General features: G+C 64.1%; 13 protein-coding genes. 10 read left to right on the top strand and 3 right to left on the bottom strand.

From position 1 onward, the window contains the following. Nucleotides 1–52: 52 nt before the first annotated feature. From J2X62_RS15590 to J2X62_RS15620, 7 genes are all read left to right on the top strand, one after another. Entirely contained in the window at nucleotides 53–1279 is a 1227-nt protein-coding gene (locus J2X62_RS15590) for a thiolase family protein (RefSeq protein WP_032365064.1), read from the top strand. Then, entirely contained in the window at nucleotides 1276–3381 is a 2106-nt protein-coding gene (locus J2X62_RS15595) for a 3-hydroxyacyl-CoA dehydrogenase NAD-binding domain-containing protein (RefSeq protein ID WP_310181583.1), read from the top strand. Before J2X62_RS15590 ends, J2X62_RS15595 begins: the two co-directional genes overlap by 4 nt. Before the next feature lie 112 nt (nucleotides 3382–3493). After that, nucleotides 3494–4375: an RNA polymerase sigma factor SigJ gene (gene sigJ, locus J2X62_RS15600; RefSeq protein WP_094621927.1), complete on the top strand. Its 882-nt coding sequence runs from the start codon at nucleotides 3494–3496 to the stop codon at nucleotides 4373–4375. A 39-nt stretch (nucleotides 4376–4414) separates the two neighbouring features. Continuing rightward, entirely contained in the window at nucleotides 4415–4918 is a 504-nt protein-coding gene (locus tag J2X62_RS15605; RefSeq protein ID WP_094621928.1) for a flavodoxin family protein, read from the top strand. Continuing rightward, nucleotides 4915–5661 (top strand): SDR family oxidoreductase, encoded by a 747-nt coding sequence (locus tag J2X62_RS15610; protein WP_310181587.1) that lies wholly within the window; start codon nucleotides 4915–4917, stop codon nucleotides 5659–5661. The genes J2X62_RS15605 and J2X62_RS15610 overlap by 4 nt, the downstream gene beginning before the upstream one ends. Before the next feature lie 218 nt (nucleotides 5662–5879). After that, nucleotides 5880–7277 carry a sugar porter family MFS transporter gene (locus J2X62_RS15615; protein ID WP_032365061.1) on the top strand — a complete coding sequence of 466 codons (1398 nt, stop codon included), beginning with the start codon at nucleotides 5880–5882 and terminating at the stop codon, nucleotides 7275–7277. Between the two features lie 99 nt (nucleotides 7278–7376). Further along, nucleotides 7377–8738 (top strand): MFS transporter, encoded by a 1362-nt coding sequence (locus J2X62_RS15620; RefSeq protein ID WP_310181592.1) that lies wholly within the window; start codon nucleotides 7377–7379, stop codon nucleotides 8736–8738. On the opposite strand, the gene dxs is transcribed toward J2X62_RS15620, so the two are convergent. Further along, the gene (gene dxs, locus J2X62_RS15625) at nucleotides 8725–10605 is read right to left on the bottom strand and encodes a 1-deoxy-D-xylulose-5-phosphate synthase (protein WP_027496908.1); all 1881 of its coding nucleotides are present in this window, start codon (nucleotides 10603–10605) and stop codon (nucleotides 8725–8727) included. The genes J2X62_RS15620 and dxs overlap by 14 nt on opposite strands. A gap of 180 nt (nucleotides 10606–10785) precedes the next feature. On the opposite strand from dxs, the gene glsA reads away from it, so the two are divergent. Further along, nucleotides 10786–12612: a glutaminase A gene (glsA, locus tag J2X62_RS15630; RefSeq protein ID WP_310181594.1), complete on the top strand. Its 1827-nt coding sequence runs from the start codon at nucleotides 10786–10788 to the stop codon at nucleotides 12610–12612. Between the two features lie 42 nt (nucleotides 12613–12654). Here glsA and J2X62_RS15635 read toward each other — a convergent pair whose 3' ends face one another. Continuing rightward, nucleotides 12655–13413, bottom strand: coding sequence for an anti-sigma factor (locus J2X62_RS15635; protein ID WP_032365057.1), 759 nt, complete (start codon nucleotides 13411–13413; stop codon nucleotides 12655–12657). After that, nucleotides 13410–14165, bottom strand: coding sequence for a sigma-70 family RNA polymerase sigma factor (locus J2X62_RS15640; RefSeq protein WP_027496905.1), 756 nt, complete (start codon nucleotides 14163–14165; stop codon nucleotides 13410–13412). Before J2X62_RS15640 ends, J2X62_RS15635 begins: the two co-directional genes overlap by 4 nt. 164 nt (nucleotides 14166–14329) lie before the next feature. On the opposite strand from J2X62_RS15640, the gene J2X62_RS15645 reads away from it, so the two are divergent. Both J2X62_RS15645 and J2X62_RS15650 read left to right on the top strand, forming a co-directional pair. Further along, complete coding sequence (locus tag J2X62_RS15645; RefSeq protein ID WP_310181598.1) at nucleotides 14330–15343, top strand: ATP-binding cassette domain-containing protein; 1014 nt, start codon at nucleotides 14330–14332, stop codon at nucleotides 15341–15343. After that, complete coding sequence (locus J2X62_RS15650; protein WP_283550123.1) at nucleotides 15340–16179, top strand: ABC transporter permease; 840 nt, start codon at nucleotides 15340–15342, stop codon at nucleotides 16177–16179. The genes J2X62_RS15645 and J2X62_RS15650 overlap by 4 nt, the downstream gene beginning before the upstream one ends. The last annotated feature ends 18 nt before the right edge of the window (nucleotides 16180–16197 follow it).

The following is a 16197-nucleotide window of genomic DNA, read 5'->3' on the forward strand; positions in this document are numbered from 1 at the left end:
GCGTCCGGGCACCCGGACGAGTCGTCCGCATCTGTCGGGAGGATCGAAAAGCGTGTCTGTACCCCCGTCCACCAGCTCACAGAGGAATGTTGTCTTCGTCGACGGCATCCGTACCCCGTTCGGCAAAGCAGGCCCCAAGGGCATGTACGCCGACACTCGCGCAGACGACCTCGTCGTCAAAGCAATACGCGAGCTTCTCCGCAAGAACCCCAATCTTCCTCCCGAGCGCATCGACGAGGTCGCGATCGCTGCGACCACACAGACCGGCGATCAGGGCCTGACCATCGGCCGGACCTCCGCTCTCCTGGCCGGGCTCCCCCGCAGCGTCCCGGGATTTGCGATCGACCGCATGTGCGCGGGTGCGATGACTTCGGTGACCACCACCGGATCGGGAATCGGCTTCGGCCAGTACGACGTCGTCATCGCAGGCGGAGTCGAGCACATGGGCCGCCACCCGATGGGTGAGGGTGTCGACCCCAACCCGCGCTTCCTCGCCGACAAGCTCGTCGATCCCAGTGCACTGGTGATGGGCAACACCGCCGAGAACCTGCACGACCGGTTCCCGAGCATCACCAAGGACCGCACCGACGCCTACGCCGTCGCCAGCCAGAACAAATACGACGCGGCCAAGAAAGCCGGCTACATCGCCGACACTCTCGTTCCGGTCGCCACCAAATCCGCCGCAGGATGGGGCCTGGCCACCGAGGACGAGCCACCTCGCCCCGGCACCACCGTCGACGATCTCGCCAAGCTCAAGACGCCGTTCCGGCCCGCGGGTCGCGTCACCGCAGGCAATGCCGCGGGACTCAACGACGGCGCCACCGCGGCGATCCTCGCCGGTGAGGACACCGCGCACGAGCTCGGCCTGAACATCGGGATGCGGATGGTCGGCTTCAGCTTCGCCGGCGTCGATCCCGCCGTCATGGGCATCGGCCCGGTTCCCGCAACCGAAAAGTTGCTCGGCCGAACCGGATTGAGCATCGACGACATCGGCCTGTTCGAGATCAACGAGGCCTTCGCCATCCAGGTTCTCGCCTTCCTCGAGCACTACGGCATCGCCGACGACGACCCCCGCGTCAACCAGTGGGGCGGCGCCATCGCGTGTGGCCACCCGCTCGCTTCCTCGGGCGTCCGCCTGATGACGCAGCTCAGTCGTCAGTTCGCCCAGCAACCCGACGTCCGCTACGGCCTGACGACCATGTGCATCGGTCTCGGCATGGGCGGCACCGTCATCTGGGAGAACCCCAACCACGCTGACTACTCAGGAGCCAAGGCATGAGTGACATCACGACGGCGTTCGAGGACGAGGTAGTCACGAACGCGTTCACCAAGATCGTGTCCGTACCGGGGCTCGACGGCTCCATCGCACTGGTGACCCTGGACAACGGCTTCGATCACACCAAGCCGTCGACCTTGGGTCCCGGCGGACTCGCCAAGTTCGACGCCGCACTGGACGAAGCGTTCGCAGCGAACCCGGTGGCCATCGCCGTCACCGGCAAGCCGTTCATCTTCGCCGTCGGTGCCGACCTCAACGGTGTGCCGAACATCAAGACCAAGGATGAGGCGCTGCAAATCGGGCAGCTCGGCCACAAGGTGTTCCGTCGCCTGCGCGAAAGCACGATTCCGACGTTTGCCTTCATCAACGGTGCCGCACTCGGCGGTGGACTCGAAGTAGGACTGCACTCGCACTACCGGACCGTCGCGGAGAACGCCGCCGCGCTCGGCCTACCCGAGGCCTTCCTCGGCCTGGTACCGGGATGGGGCGGAACTCAGTTGCTGCCCAACATCATCGGGGCCTCGAACGCGGTCACCGTCGTCATCGAGAACGCGCTGAACCAGAACCGCGTCCTCAAGCCGCAGCAGGCACTCGACCTCGGGATCGCCGACGCCCTCTTCGGCGGTGCCGACTTCCTCGAGCAGTCGCTGGCATGGGCAGCTCAAGTCATCAAGGGTGAGATCACCCCGGCCCGTCCCGAGATCGATCGCGGGCAGGCCTGGGACGACGCCATCGCGCGTGCCCGGGGCATCGTGGCCGGCAAGACCGGCAATTTCGCGCCGGGCCCTGTCGCCGCTGTCGATCTGCTCGAGTTGGCGAAGAACACCGATATCACCGATTCAGCTTCTCTCGACACGGCTTTCGCAGCCGAGGACGACGCGCTGTCGACACTGTTGGTCAAGGACGAATTGCGGGCCGGCCTGTACGCCTTCGATCTGGTGCAGAAGCGTGCGAAGCGTCCCGCCGGTGCGCCGGACAAGTCCCTCGCCCGCAAGATCTCCGGCGTCGGCATCGTCGGTGCCGGCCTGATGGCCAGCCAACTGGCGCTGCTGTTCGTCCGCCAGCTGAAGGTGCCGGTGATTCTCACCGACATCGATCAGGAGCGCATCGACAAGGGCGTCGGCTACGTACACGGTGAAATCGACAAGCTGCTCGGCAAGAAGCGTCTGTCCCCCGATGCCGCGAATCGGCTGAAGGCGTTGGTGTCCGGCTCGATCGACAAGTCCGCCTTCGCGAACACCGACTTCGTCATCGAGGCCGTGTTCGAGAACCTGGACGTCAAGAAGAAGGTGTTCGCCGAGGTCGAGGAATTCGTCTCCGCCGACACCATTCTCGCGACCAACACCTCGTCGTTGTCGATCACGAAGATGGCTGCGGACCTGAAGCACCCCGAGCGGGTCGTCGGCTTCCACTTCTTCAACCCCGTCGCGGTTCTTCCGCTGCTCGAGGTCGTCAAGGGCGAGAAGACCGACGACGCCACTCTCGCAACGGCATTTGCTACCGCGAAGACGCTGAAGAAGTCGGCCGTCCTGTCGGCCGATCTTCCCGGATTCGTCTTCAACCGGCTGGTCACTCGCGCGTCCAACGAGATCATCAGCGCAATCGACGAGGGCACTCCGTTCGATGTGGCGGACGGCGCAGTGGGCGAACTCGGCATGCCGATGAGCCCGCTGACCTTGCTTGCCCTCGTCGGACCGGCGGTTGCTCTGCACACGGCCGAAACCCTCGCCGAGGCGTACCCGGAGCGGTTCAAGGACTCCGCCGGGTTCCGTGCACTCGTCGAGGCGAAGAAGCCCGGCGTGTGGACCTACGGACCCGAGGGCCAGGTCGTCGATCCCGAGGTGGCCGCACTGTGGCCGCAGGGTGATTCGCCATCGACGGCCGAGCAGGTTCTCGAGCGGACCCGCAACGCCTTTGCCGACGAGATCAAGATCATGCTCGACGAAGGCGTCGTCGCGGCGGTCCAGGACATCGATCTCTGCTTGCTCCTCGGCGGCGGCTTCGGATTCTGGAACGGTGGTATCACTCCGTACCTGGATCGCAGCGGCGCGTCCGAGGCCGCAACCGGTCAGCGTTTCCTCGCGCCGGGTGTGGCCAGCGTCTAGCTCTGCCCGCCGAGTTCGAGGTTATGGACAAATTTCATCGCATTTTCGTCCATAACCTCGAACTCGACAGCGACTGGTCCCACTGTCGCAGGGTCGTCTAGTTTCGAACCCGATGACCACCCGTACAGAACATGACGCAGCCGCCGACCGGGATCACCTGATTCGAGTCGGCTATCGCATGTTGGGCTCGTACAGCGAGGCCGAGGACGCAGTCCAGGAAGCATTCGTACGGTGGTATCGGCTCAGCGAGACCGAGCGCGCCGTGATCGACATCCCCCTGGCGTGGATGACCCGTGTCGTCAGTCGCATCTGCCTGGATGTGCTCGGTTCTGCGCGCGTACGTCGTGAACAGTATGTCGGTCAATGGCTGCCCGAACCTGTGCCCGACCGAGACACATCGCTGACGTCTGCCGACCCCGCCGATCGAGTTGCTCGAAACGATTCCGTGAGCTTGGCTCTGCTGATAGTGATGGACTCCCTCGGTCCGGCCCAACGAGTGGCATTCGTGTTGCACGATGTGTTCGGGTTGCCGTTCGACGACATCGCAGTCACCCTGGATCGCTCTTCCGCCGCTTGTCGGCAACTTGCATCCGCCGCGCGCAAGCGCGTTCGGGATCCGCGCGCTCACGACAGCGACCCGGCGGAACACGACCGACTCGTGCGTGCGTTCGCGGCGGTGTCGAGCAGCGGGACTCTCGCGGAACTGACAGCCGTTCTCGCGCCGGAGGTTTCGCTGATCAGCGACGGCGGCGGAAAGATCACCGCCGCACGCAATCCGATTCTCGGCTCCGACCGGGTGGCACGATTCATCCGCGGAATCACCGCGAAGTCGACCGAACTCGACGGGTCGATAGAGCCGGTGAACGGATCGTCCGGGATCGTCTTTCGGCGCGCCGGTACCGTCTTCGCCGTTGTCGGTTTCCGTGTCGCGGGCGGCGTCGTGGCGAACGTATGGATCGTGTTGAACCCGGACAAGCTACGGCACTGGGACTGAACACACAGACATTTACGCGGGCTGCGTCGTCAATAGATCATGAAGCCGAAATCCAAGAGCGTGATCGTGTGCGTATCCGGTCCGCACCACAACACCTGGAGAATTGCCGAGGCCATCGCCGATGGTCTCGGTGCCGAGGTAAGAACACCGGACCAGATAGACCCCGCCCGCATCGCGGAATACGACCTGGTCGGATTCGGATCGGGCATCTACTTGGGCAAGCACCACCCCCAGTTACTGTCGTTCGTGGCGTCCTTGCCGAACGTGGACCACCACAGGGCATTCGTTCTGGCAACCAGCGGATTCGCCGAATCTTCGCTGCATCGATTCTCCCGTTCCCTCACAGACTCGTTGCACAGCAAGGGCTTCGACATTTCGGATGCATTCTCGTGCCGAGCCAAAGACACCTTCTTTCCCTTCGCTCTCTTCGGCGGAATCCGACAAAGCCGTCCGAACGATGCCGATGTGCGACGCGCTCGACTGTTCGCCGAGAATTTGAGAACGACGCAGGCGAGCCCGACTTCGATCGGGGATATCCAATGAAGCTGGCCGTAGCAGGTGGAACAGGAACCGTCGGAACGCATGTCGTCGAAGTAGCACGTATGCGTGGGCACGAGGTCGTCGTGCTCTCGCGATCGGCGGGCGTGGATCTCGTGAGCGGCAACGGACTGGCCGACGCCATCGCCGGGGTCGACGCCGTCGTCGATGTCTCGTCGACGCAGACCGTCTCGGCGAAGGAGTCGACAGCGTTCTTCTCCGCCGTCACCCACAACTTGTTGGCGGCCGAGATCGAGGCTGGAATCGGCCATCATCTGGCCCTGTCGATTGTGGGAATAGACAAGGCCCCGCATGCATATTACGCCGGAAAGGTGAAGCAGGAAGGCATCATTCGAGCCGGGACAGTGCCGTGGACGATTCTTCGAGCCACGCAATTCCACGAATTCGCCGGCCAGATTCGCGCTCAGATGTCGTTCGGTCCGGTCAGCGTGATCCCGAAGATGGTCTCGCAACCGATCGCTGCCCGCGAGGTCGCCGATCGATTGATCGATCTGGCCGAGCACTCCCCCGCGGGCCGCGTTGCCGACCTCGGCGGGCCGAGACAAGAACGGATGGCCGAGATGGTGCGGCGCTATGCACGTGCCATCGGTGCCCGTGGTCTGGTGCTCGAAGTTCCCGTCCCGGGGGCGTACGGCCGGGCGATGCGCGACGGAACGTTGGTCACCACGACCGGTTCGGATCACGGTTTCCAGACCTTCGATCAGTGGTCGGCCACCCAGGCGCGATAGCCACCTGCCGCCGAACTCGAAGCTATGGACGACTTACGGCAGTTTTCCGTCCGCAACTTCGAGTTCGACAGCGCGATATCGGACAATTCACCTATTTCGGCAATTGGATTGCTGCACGCCACGAATATCGAGGCGATTTCGCTCCCATTCCGTGTGTGCGAGGACGAAGATGGCGATGACCACCATGGACGCTGTTCACCCGAAAGCTGGTTCATGCCATGACGCAATCGACCGATCGGCACACCGCAAAGGTCATCGGAGTCACCATCGCCGCCGCTGTCGGCGGGTTTCTGTTCGGATTCGATTCGTCCGTCGTCAACGGTGCAGTCGACTCGATCCAGGAAAATTTCGCTCTGTCGTCGTTCGTCACGGGGTTCGCGGTCGCAATCGCGCTACTCGGGTGTGCGGTCGGAGCCTGGTTCGCCGGTCGCCTGGCCGACAGTTGGGGCCGCAAGAAGGTGATGCTGCTGGGCTCTGCGCTGTTCACCATTTCCTCGGTGGGGTCCGGGTTCGCCTTCAGCGTCCCCGATCTGATGTTGTGGAGGGTCCTCGGCGGGCTGGGTATCGGAATTGCGTCGGTGATCGCGCCCGCGTACATCTCGGAGATAGCACCGGCTCGCTATCGCGGTGGATTGGCATCGCTGCAGCAATTGGCAATCACCGTCGGAATCTTTGCCGCGCTGCTCTCGGATGCGGTTCTTCAGAACGCGGCAGGCGGACCGTCGAACGATCTGTGGTTCGGCCTCGAAGCGTGGCGGTGGATGTTCCTGGTCGGCGTCGCGCCCGCACTGGTCTACGGATTTCTCGCGACACTCATTCCAGAATCACCTCGGTACCTGGTGGGTAAACACCTCGACGAGGAAGCTGCGCGCATTCTGGGCGACATCACCGGCGAAGTGAACCCCGACGAACGCATCCGGGAAATTCGCCTGACTCTCCGGCGAGAATCCAAATCCTCGTTCGCCGATATCCGAGGACCCAAATTCGGTCTGCAGCCGATCGTGTGGGTCGGTATCACGATGGCGATTCTGCAGCAATTCGTCGGGATCAACGCGATCTTCTACTACTCGACGACGCTGTGGAAATCGGTGGGCTTCAGCGAGAATCAATCGTTCGTCACGTCGGTGATCACGTCCGTCATCAATGTATCGATGACATTCGTCGCAATCTTGTTCGTCGATCGATTCGGTCGCCGAAATCTGTTGATGATCGGCTCGATCGGCATGTTCGTCGGTTTGGTCCTGGCCGCAGTCTCGTTCACGCAAGCCGTCGGAAGCGGCGACCAACTCGAATTGCCGTCGCCGTGGGGCCCGGTCGCGCTCGTCGGCGCAAATCTGTTCGTGGTCTTCTTCGCAGCAACATGGGGACCGATCATGTGGGTGATGCTCGGAGAGATGTTCCCCAATCGAATGCGTGCCGTGGCGTTGGGCATCAGTACCGCCGCGAACTGGATAGCGAATTTCGCCATCACATTGGCATTCCCGCCGTTGTCCGACACCATCGGACTCGGCTTCATCTACTCGTTCTTCGCACTGTTCGCTCTCCTTTCCTTCTTCTTCGTCAAATACAAGATCACCGAGACCAAAGGGATGGAACTCGAAGAGATGGGCGTCTGAATCGAGGTTGCCCGAACGACGGCGGGTCCGCGGTTCTCTCGACCGATAAGGCAGGGTGGGGGTGCACTCTGTCGGTCGATCTGCCGTCGAAAGTAGGACATGAAGCTTCGTATCGCATGCGCCGTGGGCACCGTCGTGGTGTTCGGACTGAGCCTGCGCCTGCTGTTCGGCAGTACGTCGGCACTCACCTCCGACATCGCCGAGTTCTACTCCGCGAACTCGACATCCATGGCGTTGCTGACCACGGGTCCGGTGATCTGCCTCGGTGTATTCGCCGCCACCGCACGCTATTTCGTGCGCCGCGCCCAGGTCACGCACGTTCTCGTGGTGTGCCTGTTCCTGGTGGCCGTCGGCACAGCTGTACGCGCGGTGCCGTCGTGGCCGATCCTCGTGGTCGGCACTCTCGTCGCGGCGGCGGGTATCGCGGTGGCGAATGTGTTGGGTCCGGTTTTCGTCCGTCTGGTGGTGCGGGAGTGGAGCCTGTCGGAACGACCCAGGGGCAGGGAGTGGAGCCTGTCGGAACGACCCAGGGGCAGGGAGTGGAGCCTGTCGGAACGACCCAGGGGCAGAGAGTGGAGTTCGATAGGTGAACCCGATGCGGCGGCGGGGCGACGACTGGGGTTGTTGACCGGGGTGTTGACCGCTGTGATCAGTGCCAGTGCGGGAGTGGCGTCGGGAGTGTCCGTTCCCTTGGCCGAGGCCTTCGACGGTGGTTGGCGGATTGTTCTGGGGCTGTGGTCGATTCCGGTCGTGTTGGCCGCCGGATGTATGGCGATCTTCGGGCGAACGCTGTCGCGCGGGCGGTCGGTTGCCGGGTCGGCGACACTCCCCGACGACGCTCCTGGGAGTCGCACGGGGGTTCTGACATCGCCCGTGGCGTGGTCGTTGACGGCATTCATGGGTTTGCAGTCGCTGATGGCGTATTCGATGATCGCGTGGTTACCTACAATCTTTCGTGATCGCGGGGTGGACGCGCGTGATGCCGGTCTGCTGTTGACGGCATTGTCGGTCAGCAGCGTGCTGACTGCATTGACGGTTCCGAGCCTCGCGACAAGGTTGGGGAATCAGAGCGCGTTGGCGGTCGCCGTGACGCTACCGACGTGCGTGGGCCTGCTCGGGATAGTGTCGTCGGCCGATTCTTGGGCCCTGGTGTGGGCGGTACTGCTCGGTTTGGGCCAGGGCGGGCAGTTGTCGCTCGCGATGACGTTGATGAATCTGCGGGCCTCGAACGCCCGTGATGCTGCGTCGCTCAGTTCCATGGCGCAGACGGTCGGATACGTGCTGGCTGCTGCCGGTCCGCTGGTGTGCGGGGCCGTTCATTCGGCGACGCAGCGGTGGGAACCGTCGATTGTGTTTCTTCTGTTGGTCACGATTCCCATGGCTGCAGCAGGTGCGGTGGCCGGCCGCCGCGCCGTGGTCGGAAGCGAGGCGGAGCCGGCCGACGCCGTCAGAGGCTCTTGACCCAATGCGAAACTTGCTGCACCACGGTTTCGCAGGTGAGTCCGAACTCGTGGTGCAGTTGCTCCCGAGATGCGTGGTCCAGGAATCGTTGCGGCACACCGAGATCGCGGCAGGGCACGTCGACACCGGCACCGCGCAGCGCGGCCGAGAGCGTCGAACCTATCCCGCCGTGCAGGCCGCTGTCCTCGACGGTGACGACCAACCGGTAATCCTCGGCCATCTTGAGCAGCGACTGCGGGACCGGGAGCACCCAGCGTGGATCCACGACGGCAACCGAAATACCCTCTGCTTCGAGCTTTTTCGCGGCGTCGAGGGCGAGCGACCCGAACACCCCGACGGCAACGATCAGCACGTCGCCGGTGGCCTCGGACGGCTCGGTCAGCACATCGAGTATTCCGTCCAACCTGCGCACCGCAGGCACCGTTTCGGTGACCGCGCCCTTCGGGAAGCGAAGTGCCGTAGGGCCGTCCGAGGTGGCGATCGCCTCGGCCAGCTCCTCTCGAAGAGTGGCGGCGTCTCGTGGCGCTGCCACCTTCATGCCCGGAACGATGCCGAGCAGAGACATGTCCCACATGCCGTTGTGGGACGCGCCGTCGGCACCGGTGACTCCCGCGCGATCCAACACGATGGTGACGGGAAGACCCAACAGGGCGACGTCCATCAGCAGTTGATCGAACGCGCGGTTGAGGAACGTGGAGTAGATGGCGACCACGGGATGCATGCCGCCGAGCGCAAGCCCGGCGGCCGACGTCATCGCATGCTGCTCGGCGATACCCACGTCGAACATTCGGTCCGGAAACCGCACCCCGAACGCCGCGAGCCCGGTGGGCGCGGCCATTGCGGCGGTGATGGCCACGACGTCCTCGTTCTGCTCGCCCTGCTCGATGAGCGCCGCCGAGAACACCGACGTCCAATCCGGAGCCGATTTGGATCGGGCCAGGCCGGTCGCAGGATCGATGACGCCGGTGGCGTGCATCTGGTCGGCTACGTCGTTCTCGGCATGGATGTAGCCCATGCCCTTGCGCGTCACCGCGTGCACGATGACCGGGCCGCCGTACGCCTTGGCTCTGCGCAGTGCCGATTCCATGGCGTGCTGGTCGTGACCGTCCACCGGGCCGAGGTACTTGATGCCGAGATCGGTAAACATGACCTGCGGGCTGATGGCGTCCTTCACTCCGGCTTTCATGCCGTGCAGCATCGTGTAGGCGGCGCGGCCGACGACGGGGATCCGTCGTACGATCCGGCGGCCGTTGTCGAGAATCTTCTCGTATCCCGGCTGCAGTCGCAGAGCTGCCAGGTGATCGGCCAGCCCGCCGATGGTCGGGGCGTACGAACGGCCGTTGTCGTTGACGACGATCACCAGCGACCGGTCTCGGCCGGCGGCGATGTTGTTCAGCGCCTCCCAGCACATACCGCCCGTCAGCGCGCCGTCACCGACAACAGCCACGACATGCCGGTCGGTCTCTCCCTTGAGGGCGAACGCTTTGGCCAACCCGTCGGCATACGACAAGGATGCCGATGCGTGGGAGGACTCGACCCAGTCGTGTTCGCTCTCGACCCGAGACGGATAGCCGGACAGCCCGCCCTGCTTGCGGAGTGTGTCGAACATTCCTGCGCGTCCGGTGAGCATCTTGTGCACGTAGGCCTGGTGGCCCGTGTCGAAGATGACCGGATCACGCGGTGAGTCGAAGGTGCGGTGGATCGCCAGAGTCAGCTCCACCACTCCCAGATTGGGACCGAGGTGGCCCCCTGTTGCCGATACCTTCTCGACCAGGAAGGCGCGGATCTCGCGAGCCAGTTCGGCCAGCTCCGCACTATCGAGGTCGCGCAAGTCCTCGGGCGTCTGAATTCGCGCTAGGACACCCAACGAGATCGCTCCCTCCGGCCGGAAAACATATTCGAAAAACCAGTCTACGGAGTGGCTGCGCCCAGCCGCCCCGTCCAGCATTGTCTCGCCGACACTACCGTCGAGTAGGCAGGTGCCCGGGGTCAGTCGCCCCTAACCTCGAATACGCTCGAAACGGACACCCGACATACAGTGTCGCCCATGAGCAACGTCGTCGATGCCATCCTGACCCGGGTTCACGAACTGTGCCGGGACGACGCGTCGGGACAGGTCGCCGACTACATCCCCGAACTCGCAGCCGTGACGCCGGACGGCTTCGGTATCGCCCTGACGACCACCGACGGCTACGTGTACGAAGTCGGCGACACGAGGATGCCGTTCACCATCCAATCCATCTCCAAGCCCTTCACCTATGCACTCGCGCTGGCCGACCGCGGCCTCGACGTCGTCGCGGGCAAGATCGACGTCGAACCCTCGGGTGAGCCGTTCAACGAGATCAGCCTGGACCCCATCACGGAGCGGCCCCGAAACCCGATGATCAACGCGGGTGCGATCACGTCCGCGTCGCTCATCGGCGGCCGCACCGCAGAGGAACGATTCGAGCGCATCCGAGCGTCGTATTCCCGGTATGCAGGAAGGTCTCTGAGCTTCAACGACGCGGTGTATCGATCCGAAGCGCGCACCGGACACCGCAATCGCGCCATCGGCTACATGCTGCGGTCCTTCGGCATCATCGACCACGATCCGGAGGCCGCCGTCGACCTGTACTTCCGCCAGTGCTCGATCGACGTCACGGCGGCGGATCTGGCAATGATGGCCGCCACGATGGCCAACAACGGAGTCAATCCCCACACCAAGGAGCGCGCCCTGGCACCCGCACTGGTCGAACGCGTGCTGTCGGTGATGACGACCTGTGGGATGTACGACGGCGCAGGCGACTGGGTGGCGCGGGTGGGTATGCCGGCCAAGAGTGGGGTCGGCGGCGGCATCCTGGCGGTGCTTCCCGGGCAGATGGGCATCGCCGTCTACTCCCCCCGCCTCGATTCGCACGGCAACAGCGTGCGCGGCGTTGCTGCCTGCCGAGAACTCTCCACCAGACTCGAATTGCACTTTCTGCACGTCACTCGGGCCGCGAAATCGTCGATTCGACGTCGGTACGTTCTCACCGAGGCACCGTCGCGAAAACGACGATCCGAGATCGAACAGGCCACACTCGCTGCAGTCGGCGACCGCGCGCGGGTCTACGAGTTGCACGGGGACCTGCTGTTCTCGGGTGCCGAGACAGCGGTCCGCGAGATCGGCAACCTCGACCGGAACCTCGATGCACTCGTCATCGACGTTCGTGGCGTCGACGAGGTCAGCGACATCGCCCGTTCGATGTTCGAGGACCTACGCCGCGATCTCGCCGACCACGGCTGTGTGGTGTGCCTGGTGGATCCCCGAGCCATCATGGGCCACACGACGTCGAGCCTGGACCCGAACGATCCAGCGGGCCGGGTGTACTCGAGTCTGAGCTCGGCCATCCGGTGGGCCGAGAACCTGCTGCTCGATCGGCACTGCTCCGGCGCGCGGCAACCGGCAGAGATCACTCCGGCCGAGCACCCGTTGCTCGCCGGTCTGTCCGCCGAGCAATTCGACTCGGTGACTCCCTATCTCGAGAAACGTCACTACGCACGGGGCGATGTCATCGTTCACCGTGGTGCGCCGGCAGCGGGTCTGTTCTTGATCCTGCGCGGAGAAGTGACATCGACGGCCGTGTCCGCAGACGGGGGCACACACCGCATCACGACGCTCTCCCCCGGGATGAGCTTCGGCGAGATGCCGCTGCTGATGTCGGTGCCGTTCCTGCTGGACATGGTGGCCGACACCCCGGTCGATCTGGTGGTCGTGTCGGTATCGCATTTCGAGGCACTGACTCGGGACGCCCCGGAAGTGAAGCTGGCGCTACTGGAAAATCTGGCCAGCGGCGCGTACGGCCAGATGGCGGCCGTCGTCAAGACGCTCGGGCGGTTCGACATCGGCATCTGATCCGACTGTCGAACCGCCCGAGTGGACGTGCTTGGCCCCTGATCAGGCGTCGAGCGTGATCATAGTGAGGACCTCGGTGGGCTGCGCCGAGCCGCCGGCAGGCTCGAGCGAGAACGCGAAGTTGGTCGACGCTCCCATGCCGTCCACCACGGTGCCGTCGCTCGACGTGAGCTGATCCTCGGTGACAACGCCGGCGGAGCGCGGCGCACCGTCGACGAACCACATCTGGTAGACCCGGCCCGAGGGCGGCTCCGGGACACCGTCCAGAGTCACCACGACCGCATCTCGGCTCAGCGAGTACGACACCTTTGCAGTGCCGCCACCCGGGAACTCCGCAGACGCCTCACGAGCGTCGGGCGCTGCGACGATCTGCTCGGCCTGGGAAGGCTGCGGGTCCGAGCCCATGGTCTGCGTGACGACGACTACACCACCGACTGCGACGACGATCGCGGCAGCCGCGGACACCATCGAGTATCGCCACGTCTTGGAGCGCTCACGTCGGTGCCGGTGCAGCGGAGTGACGTTCGGCGGAAGTTCTCGGACCGTCGGCTCCTGATCGCTCGCGGCGACACGCGCTAGCACGGCCTCCCGCACGCGTTCGGGTGCGGGAGTCGCGTCTGCCGCCGCAGCCAACGCCAGCGTTTCGTGAATCTCACCCACGAGGATGTCGAATTGTGCCCGGGTCGTCTCGTCGACGCGGATTCGCTCGGATTCGATGGCGCGCCGCTCGGACTCGCTCATCGCGTGGAGGGCATAGACCTCCGCTTCGTCCAGCAGTCGTTGCCGTGACGCTTCACTCATTGCGGGATCACCCCCAGGCATGTCTTCAACTTGATCAATCCATCTCGTATGCGCGATTTGATCGTCGGCACGGCCACCCCGAGCCGTTCGGCAACCTCGCGATAGGTGTACCCGCTGTAATAAGCCATTCGTACCGACTCGCTCTGCGTATCGGTCAGAGTGTCGAGACAGGCCACGACCGCCTCCGATTCGAGCCGCTGGGTCACCGTCTCGAGTACCTCGTCGTGCTCGGGTGTGTGACTCACGGCACCGTACGCCGCCTCGCGGTCGGTACCCGACTGTTCGCTACGTACCCGATCGACCGCCCGGCGATGTGCCAGCGTCATGATCCACGCCAGCGGACTCCCCTGGCTCGGATCGTAATTCGGTGCCGCACGCCAGATCTGGAGGAACACCTCCTGCGCGGTCTCCTCGCTGTACCCCGGATCGCGAAGCACGCGCACCACCATCCCGTACACACGGGAGGACGTGGCGTCGTACAGTTCGGCGAAGGCCGACCGGTCGCCCTGGGCAACGGCGGCCATCAGGCGACGGAGACGGTCCGTCTCCTCGGCACGCAGATTCTTCAGCTGCGGGCTCGGTACTGCGCACACCGCATCCTCGACCGAGGTGCTGTCCTCGGACTCGGGCGGCGTTCGGTCACGGCCGGTGCCCGCAGATCCGGAAGCGTCGGAGAACGGCACGCTCATCGGACTGTCGTCCCAGCAGACGGGTTCATGATCGAGTTCATCGATCATGACACTAGTGGTCATGTAGCCCTCATATCGAAACCTCCGCGTTTTCCCGCCGCAGTACATATTCGGAACAAACACCCCGAGGGATGGTCCGCGACCGAAATTCGTTTGCGCAGAATTGGACCGGGCTTCATCCTGGGTGCGAGAATCGGACAAACGCGGGCAATCGGGCGGACAGCTCGATGGAGGGACGGACACGCATGACGGCCATCGAAACCCACGGGCTCGTCAAACATTTCGGCACCACAGCCGCAGTCGACGGCGTGGATCTCTCGATCCCGTCCGGCGGGGTGTACGGCGTACTCGGACCCAACGGGGCCGGGAAAACCACGACCATCCGGATGCTGGCGACACTGCTTCCGATAGACGGCGGCAGCGCACGAGTCCTGGGACACGACGTGGCAACCGAGCCGGAGGCCGTTCGCCGAAAAGTCTCTCTCACGGGTCAATTCGCCTCGCTCGACGAGGATCTGACCGGCACCGAGAATCTCGTACTGCTGGCGCGGCTGCTCGGCTACTCACGTCCGGCCGCCCGAGCGCGCGCTGATCAACTGCTGACAGCATTCGACATCGCCGACGCCGGACCGCGACAGGTCAAGACCTACTCCGGTGGCATGCGCAGGCGCATCGACATCGCCGCGAGCATCATCGTCACCCCCGAGCTGATCTTTCTCGACGAACCCACCACCGGCCTGGACCCGCGCAGTCGCAATCACGTCTGGGAGATCGTCCGAGCACTGGTGGCAGGCGGCACGACGGTACTGCTGACGACGCAGTATCTCGACGAGGCCGACCACCTGGCCGGGCGCGTGGCGGTGATCGACCACGGCAAAGTCATCGCCGAGGGCACGACGGGCGAGCTGAAGGCATCGGTGGGATCGAACTCACTGCACCTGCGCGTGCTCGATGCCGGGCACCGGAATGCCGCGGCGAGAATCGTTCGAGATCTGGTCGGCAGCACCGTGACCGAGGACGCCGACCCGTTCACCGTGTCCGCACGACTGGACAATCCGGCGCAGGCGGCACCGATCCTTCCTGCTCTCGAATCCGCCGGAATCCACATCGCATCCTTCACCCTCGGTCAGCCGAGTCTGGACGAGGTGTTCCTGGCGCTGACCGGGCACGACGCGGGAGCGGGAGTGGAGCCGGTGGGTGCGAAAAAAGCTGAAATCGACAACGGGGAGATCGCGTCATGACCACCGAGGCCCAACGATCCGCCCCACAGGCGTCGACGATCATCGATGTTCTCTCAGCCGCAGGTCCGAGGCCGGAGCGTCCGTCGTCGCTGTCGACCTCGCTGAGTTTCGGCTGGCGGGCGTTGCTGAAGATCAAGCACGTACCGGAGCAGTTGTTCGACGTGACGGCGTTTCCGATCATGTTCACGCTGTTGTTCACGTACCTGTTCGGTGGCGCTCTGGCCGGTTCGACCGACGCGTACATCCAGTTTCTGCTGCCGGGCATCCTGGTGCAGACCGTGGTGATGATCACGATGTACACCGGCGTGACGATGAACAAGGACATCGAGAAGGGTGTGTTCGACCGGTTCCGATCGTTGCCGATCTGGCGCCCGTCGCCGCTGCTCGGTGCGTTGCTGGGTGACGTCGTGCGCTACACGTTGGCGTCGGTGATCGTACTGATTTTGGGGCTGATTCTCGGTTTCCGGCCGCAAGGCGGGCTACTCGGTGTGATCGCATCGATCGTGCTGTTGCTCGTGTTTTCGTTCTGTCTGTCCTGGATCTGGACGATGATCGCCATGATCGTGCGCACCGAGGCAGCCGTGATGGGGATGTCGATGTTCATCCTGTTTCCGCTGACGTTCGCGAGCAACATCTTCGTCGACCCCAACACGATGCCGGGGTGGCTTCGTGCGTTCGTCGACGTCAACCCGGTCAGCTTTCTGGTGACGTCACTTCGAGGCCTGATGCAGGGCGATGTCGACACCGGCCAACTCGGAGTGACTCTGGTGCTGTCGGCGGCGATGCTGGCGATCTTCGGACCGATCACGATGCGGCTGTACAACCGCAAGTCCTGATCCGCGCCTCCCGGTGCA

Origin of the sequence: Rhodococcus sp. 3258 (genome assembly GCF_031456475.1) — a bacterium.
Lineage (GTDB): Bacteria > Actinomycetota > Actinomycetes > Mycobacteriales > Mycobacteriaceae > Rhodococcoides > Rhodococcoides fascians.